This is a genomic window from Flavobacterium sp., from assembly GCF_043773265.1.
GTDB lineage: Bacteria > Bacteroidota > Bacteroidia > Flavobacteriales > Flavobacteriaceae > Flavobacterium.
This window is the reverse complement of sequence record NZ_JAYVFH010000117.1, coordinates 1-5650: the sequence shown is the minus strand read 5'-3', so window position 1 is coordinate 5650 and position 5650 is coordinate 1. Positions and strand designations below refer to the sequence as shown.

The window sequence follows — 5650 nt, the reverse complement described above, 5'->3', positions numbered from 1 at the left end:
GAATTTAAAAATCATAATATTCCATATGTAAGAGAACAAAAGTATGATGTGGAATATAAAGGATTTATTCTACCTCATAATTTTTACGCAGATTTTGTTGTTTACGAGGATATCATTCTAGAAGTAAAGTCAGTTAGCGAAGTAACTAATGATCATCTTTCGAGAACATTGAACTATATGAAACTCGCAAAAACTCCGATTGGAATTATTGTAAATTTTCAAAATAAATCATTGACACATAAAAGATTAATAAGCACCTAATTAATTTGTGAAAATTTGTGTAATTTGTGGTTAAAAATAAAAGAATAATGAGATTGCTTCGCGCCTCGCAATGACTATGGAAACAATACAATCAATAAAACAACGATTTGAAATTATAGGAAACGATCCTAAGCTCAATCGTGCTGTAGAAAAAGCAATACAAGTTGCTCCTACTGATATTTCGGTGTTGGTAGTTGGAGAAAGTGGGGTTGGGAAAGAAAGTATCCCTAAAATAATACACTCGCTTTCGCATAGAAAACATGGTAAATACATTGCTGTAAACTGTGGTGCAATTCCAGAAGGAACAATTGACAGTGAATTATTCGGACACGAAAAAGGTTCTTTTACAGGTGCAACTTCTACTCGTGAAGGTTATTTTGAAGTTGCCGATGGCGGAACAATTTTTCTTGATGAAGTTGGCGAATTACCATTAACAACGCAAGTTCGATTACTTCGTGTTTTAGAAAATGGAGAATTTATAAAAGTAGGTTCATCACAAGTTCAAAAAACTAATGTTCGAATTGTTGCTGCAACAAATGTCAATTTATTTGATGCCATCGAAAAAGGAAAGTTTCGTGAAGATTTGTATTATAGGTTAAGTACGGTTGATATTTTGCTTCCACCATTACGCGATAGAAAAGACGATATTCATCTGTTATTTCGAAAATTTGCTGCCGATTTTGCCCACAAATACAAAATGCCAGCAATTAAATTAGAAGACGAAGCAATTCCATATCTTTTAAAATACCGTTGGAGCGGAAACATTCGTCAATTGCGAAATGCTGCCGAGCAAATTTCGGTTCTTGAAACCAAGCGTGAAATTTCTTTACAAACATTAATGTCCTATTTACCACAAGATGGAAGTCATTTACCAAGTGTAATTAAAGACAAGAAAAGTGAAAGCAATTTTTCAACAGAACGTGATATTTTATACAAAGTATTGTTTGACATGAAAAGTGATTTACATGATTTAAAGAAATTAACATTAGAATTAATGCAAAACGGAAGTTCGAAAGTTCAAGAAATAAATAAAAATTTAATTCAGAAAATTTATGGTCAAAAAGAAGATACTCCTACAGAATTTGAAGAAGAACCAAGAAAAAACATTATAAACAATCCAAATTCTGACAACGAACAAGAAGAATTTGATGATGAAGATGATAACAACGATTACCTTTTTGCCGAAACTGTCGAGGAAGAAGAAATCTTAAAATTAGAACAAAAAGAAATCGAACTCATCAAAAAATCATTAGAAAAAAATAAAGGAAAACGAAAAGCGGCAGCAGATGAATTAGGAATATCTGAACGTACTTTATATAGAAAAATTAAGCAATATGATTTATAATCATAAATAAATCTCAAAACTAAAAATCATAAAACACAAAATTTCTATATTTGAAAATTAATTGGAATTCTTGAAAATGAATAAATTTCTAAACTATATTTTTATTGCCTTAATTGCTACAACCTTCAATAGTTGTGGTCCATATAACTTTACAGGAACTGGTAAAATTGATGCCAAAACCTTTCAGGTAAATTATTTTCAGAATAATGCAGAATTGATTGAACCCGGAATCGAAAGAACTTTCACTTTAGAATTACAAGATATTGTTCAAAATCAGACCAATTTAAATTTAGTGACTACTGGTGGCGATTTAATGTATGATGGTGAAATTGTAGAATACCGAATTACACCAATGTCAGCAACTGCAGATCAACGTGCATCTCAAAACAGATTGACAGTTAGTGTTATGGTAAGATTTTCTAACAAAAACAAAGAAAGTGATGATTTTGAAAAGAGATTTTCTTTTTTTTACGATTACGATGGAAACACTCAGCTTGTTGGGTCAAAACTTACTGAAGCTCTAGATGTTATTTTTGAAAGAATTACCCAAGATATATTTAATGAATCTTTGGCAAAATGGTAAAATTATTGGAAAATAAAACACTAAAAATTTGAACTTAGCAGATTATACTTATTTAATAAATAAACCTGATGCAATAAATGAGCGTCATAGCATTGCTATAGAAAAAATAATGGAAGAATTTCCATATTTTCAAAGCGCTAAAGTGTTAAGATTAAAACATTTATACAATCAAGATAGTTTCAAATATAATTATGCTTTAAAAACAACCGCCGCATTTACAAACGACAGAAGCATTTTATTTGATTTTATTACTTCTGATGGTTTTGTTACTATTCAAAGTGGATTATACAATCAAAAAGTATCACAGTTATTAGACATCAATGTTTTAGGAAGTGAAGTTGTTGAAAATTCAAAAAATCTAAAAGAATCAAATACTCTAGAAGAATCAATACATAATTCTATAGGACATGCTAATCCAAACAATGAACTTGCCGAAAGCAAATTGGATATAGGCAAGCCATTGTCGTTTACTAAAATTGAAACGCACTCTTTTCAAGAATGGCTTCAACTTTCTAGACACGATCCAATTGAAAGAAAAGAAACAATTTCTGAAGAAGAAGTTTCAAAAAAGAAAAAGATAGAACTTATAAATAAATTCATTGAGAATAATCCTAAAATTCCACCAATAAATAAAGACAATTCAAGTTTTACAATTCAGCCAGAAATTGAAGATAAAACATATTTAATGACTGAAACTTTAGCCAAAGTTTATCTTGAACAAAAAAAATATTCAAAAGCAATTCAAGCATATGAAATATTAATTTTGAAATATCCAGAAAAAAGTAGTTTCTTTGCAAACCGAATTTTAAATATCAAAAATTTACAATAAAAAATAATAACAATTTACAATGAGCGATTTTACAATTTTTTTAGTATTAATAACAATAGTTTGTTTTTTATTAATCGTAGTGATTATGGTTCAAAACCCTAAAGGTGGAGGATTATCTTCATCTATTGGTGGTTCACAAATGCTTGGTGGAGTTCAAAAAACTACCGATTTTTTAGACAAAAGTACTTGGACATTAGCAACAGCATTAATTGTTTTAATTTTACTATCTAGCTTAAGCTTTTCAGGGAAATTGGGCAACACAGGTTCAAAAGTAATTGACGATGTTGATCCTGCTGCAAAAACCGCAGCACCAGCAACAAAAAGTGACAAGCCAGCTTCTAATACAACAACTGTAACAAAACCAACTGCTAGCGAAACTGCAACACCAGCAAAGCCAACAGAAACAAAATAATATTTTTTATAGTTTATAAAAAAGCGTTAACAAACAAGTTAACGCTTTTTTTTATGCTCTTTATTAAGTAACTTTGCACTCTAATTTTTTTTAAATATTACTATAATTATGGCATTACATATTAAACCTCTTTCAGACAGAGTAATTGTAGAACCTGCAGCAGCAGAAACTCAAACAGCATCTGGAATTATTATTCCAGACACCGCAAAAGAAAAACCACAAAAAGGAACAGTATTGGCAGTTGGAAACGGAAAAAAAGACGAACCAATGACTGTGAAAGTTGGTGACTTAGTTCTTTATGGAAAATATGCAGGAACTGAGCTAAAACTTGATGGAAAAGATTATTTGATAATGCGCGAAGATGATATTTTGGCAATAATTTAAAAGTAAAAAGTAAAAAAGATAAACCAATAAAAAGAGGATGAGATTACTTCATTCCTCGCAATTACAAAAATGGCAAAAGATATAAAATTCGATATAGAAGCACGTGACGGTTTAAAACGTGGAGTTGACGCATTAGCAAATGCAGTAAAAGTAACACTTGGACCAAAAGGAAGAAACGTAATTATTGGAAAATCATTTGGCGGACCAAACGTAACTAAAGATGGTGTTACAGTAGCCAAAGAAATAGAATTAAAAGATCCATTAGAAAATATGGGCGCGCAAATGGTTAAAGAAGTTGCTTCTAAAACCAATGATTTAGCTGGAGATGGAACAACAACTGCAACCGTTCTTGCACAAGCAATTGTAAAAGAAGGATTAAAAAACGTAGCTGCTGGTGCAAATCCAATGGATTTAAAAAGAGGAATAGACAAAGCTGTAACAGCAATTGTTGCCGATTTAACCAAACAAGCTCAAGTAGTAGGAAGTGATTCTGAAAAAATAAAACAAATTGCATCAATATCTGCCAATAACGACGAAGTAATTGGCGATTTAATTGCAACAGCTTTTGGTAAAGTAGGAAAAGAAGGAGTAATAACAGTTGAAGAAGCAAAAGGAACAGATACTTACGTAGATGTTGTAGAAGGAATGCAATTTGACCGAGGTTATCTTTCTCCATATTTTGTTACAAATCCAGAAAAAATGAATGTAGAATTAGAAAATCCATACATTCTAATTTACGATAAAAAAGTATCTTCACTTAAAGAATTACTTCCAGTTTTAGAACCAATTGCACAATCTGGAAAACCATTATTAATCATTGCAGAAGATGTAGATGGTGAAGCATTATCAACATTGGTAGTAAATAAACTTCGTGGTGCGTTAAAAATTGCTGCTGTAAAAGCTCCAGGATTTGGAGACAGAAGAAAAGCAATGTTAGAAGATATCGCAATTTTAACTGGCGGAACTGTAATTGCAGAAGAAAGTGGCTATACACTTGAAAATGCAACTTTAGAAATGCTTGGAACAGCAGAAAAAGTTACTATTGACAAAGACAATACTACAATTGTAAATGGTGCAGGAGAAGCAGATTTAATTAAAAATCGTGTCAACCAAATAAAATCTCAAATGGAAACTACAACATCTGACTATGATAAAGAGAAGTTGCAAGAACGTTTGGCTAAATTGGCTGGTGGCGTTGCAGTTCTTTATGTTGGAGCAGCAAGTGAAGTAGAAATGAAAGAGAAAAAAGATAGAGTTGACGATGCTTTACATGCAACTCGTGCTGCTGTAGAAGAAGGAATTGTAGCTGGTGGTGGCGTTGCATTGTTAAGAGCAAAATCAGTTTTGGCATCTTTAAAAGCTGAAAATTCAGATGAAGCAACAGGAATACAAATTATTTCTCGTGCAGTAGAATCGCCTTTAAGAACAATTGTAGAAAATGCAGGATTGGAAGGTTCTGTTGTAGTTGCAAAAGTTGCCGAAGGAACAGGAAATTTTGGTTACAATGCAAAAACTGACGAATATGTTGATATGCTAAAAGCTGGAATTATTGATCCTAAAAAAGTAACTCGTGTAGCGTTAGAAAATGCAGCTTCGGTTGCTGGAATGATTCTTACTACAGAGTGTGCTTTAATTGAAATTAAAGAAGAAAATGCTGGTGGAAACCCAATGGGTGGAGGAATGCCAGGAATGATGTAATTTTAAAGTACAAAGTAAAATATACGAAGTACAATTAGATTTAATAAATAAAAAATCCGTCTAGTCATATAACGAGACGGATTTTTATTATATTTGGCAAAATTAATTTATGGAAATTCTTCTAAAAGAACTTTGGCT

The 5650-nt window shown here is 31.5% G+C and carries 7 protein-coding genes; all 7 read left to right on the top strand.

Features of this window, described 5'->3' with window-relative positions; genetic code table 11:
• A partial coding sequence (locus tag ACH2BO_RS06320) for a GxxExxY protein (RefSeq protein WP_395043907.1) occupies positions 1-261 on the top strand: 261 nt, incomplete at its 5' end.
• Positions 262-337: 76 nt separating this feature from the next.
• Complete coding sequence (locus tag ACH2BO_RS06315) at positions 338-1606, top strand: sigma-54 interaction domain-containing protein (protein ID WP_395043906.1); 1269 nt, start codon at positions 338-340, stop codon at positions 1604-1606.
• Between the two features lie 76 nt (positions 1607-1682).
• Positions 1683-2189, top strand: a complete 507-nt coding sequence (gene lptE / locus ACH2BO_RS06310) for an LPS assembly lipoprotein LptE (RefSeq protein WP_395043905.1) — start codon at positions 1683-1685, stop codon at positions 2187-2189.
• 28 nt (positions 2190-2217) lie between these two features.
• Entirely contained in the window at positions 2218-3018 is an 801-nt protein-coding gene (locus ACH2BO_RS06305) for a tetratricopeptide repeat protein (RefSeq protein ID WP_395043904.1), read from the top strand.
• A 19-nt stretch (positions 3019-3037) separates the two neighbouring features.
• Entirely contained in the window at positions 3038-3430 is a 393-nt protein-coding gene (gene secG, locus ACH2BO_RS06300) for a preprotein translocase subunit SecG (RefSeq protein WP_395043903.1), read from the top strand.
• Positions 3431-3538: 108 nt separating this feature from the next.
• A complete protein-coding gene (groES, locus tag ACH2BO_RS06295) occupies positions 3539-3814 on the top strand; it encodes a co-chaperone GroES (protein WP_395043902.1) in 276 nt (91 codons plus the stop codon).
• 69 nt (positions 3815-3883) lie between these two features.
• Positions 3884-5512: a chaperonin GroEL gene (gene groL / locus ACH2BO_RS06290; RefSeq protein ID WP_395043901.1), complete on the top strand. Its 1629-nt coding sequence runs from the start codon at positions 3884-3886 to the stop codon at positions 5510-5512.
• Positions 5513-5650 lie beyond the last annotated feature (138 nt).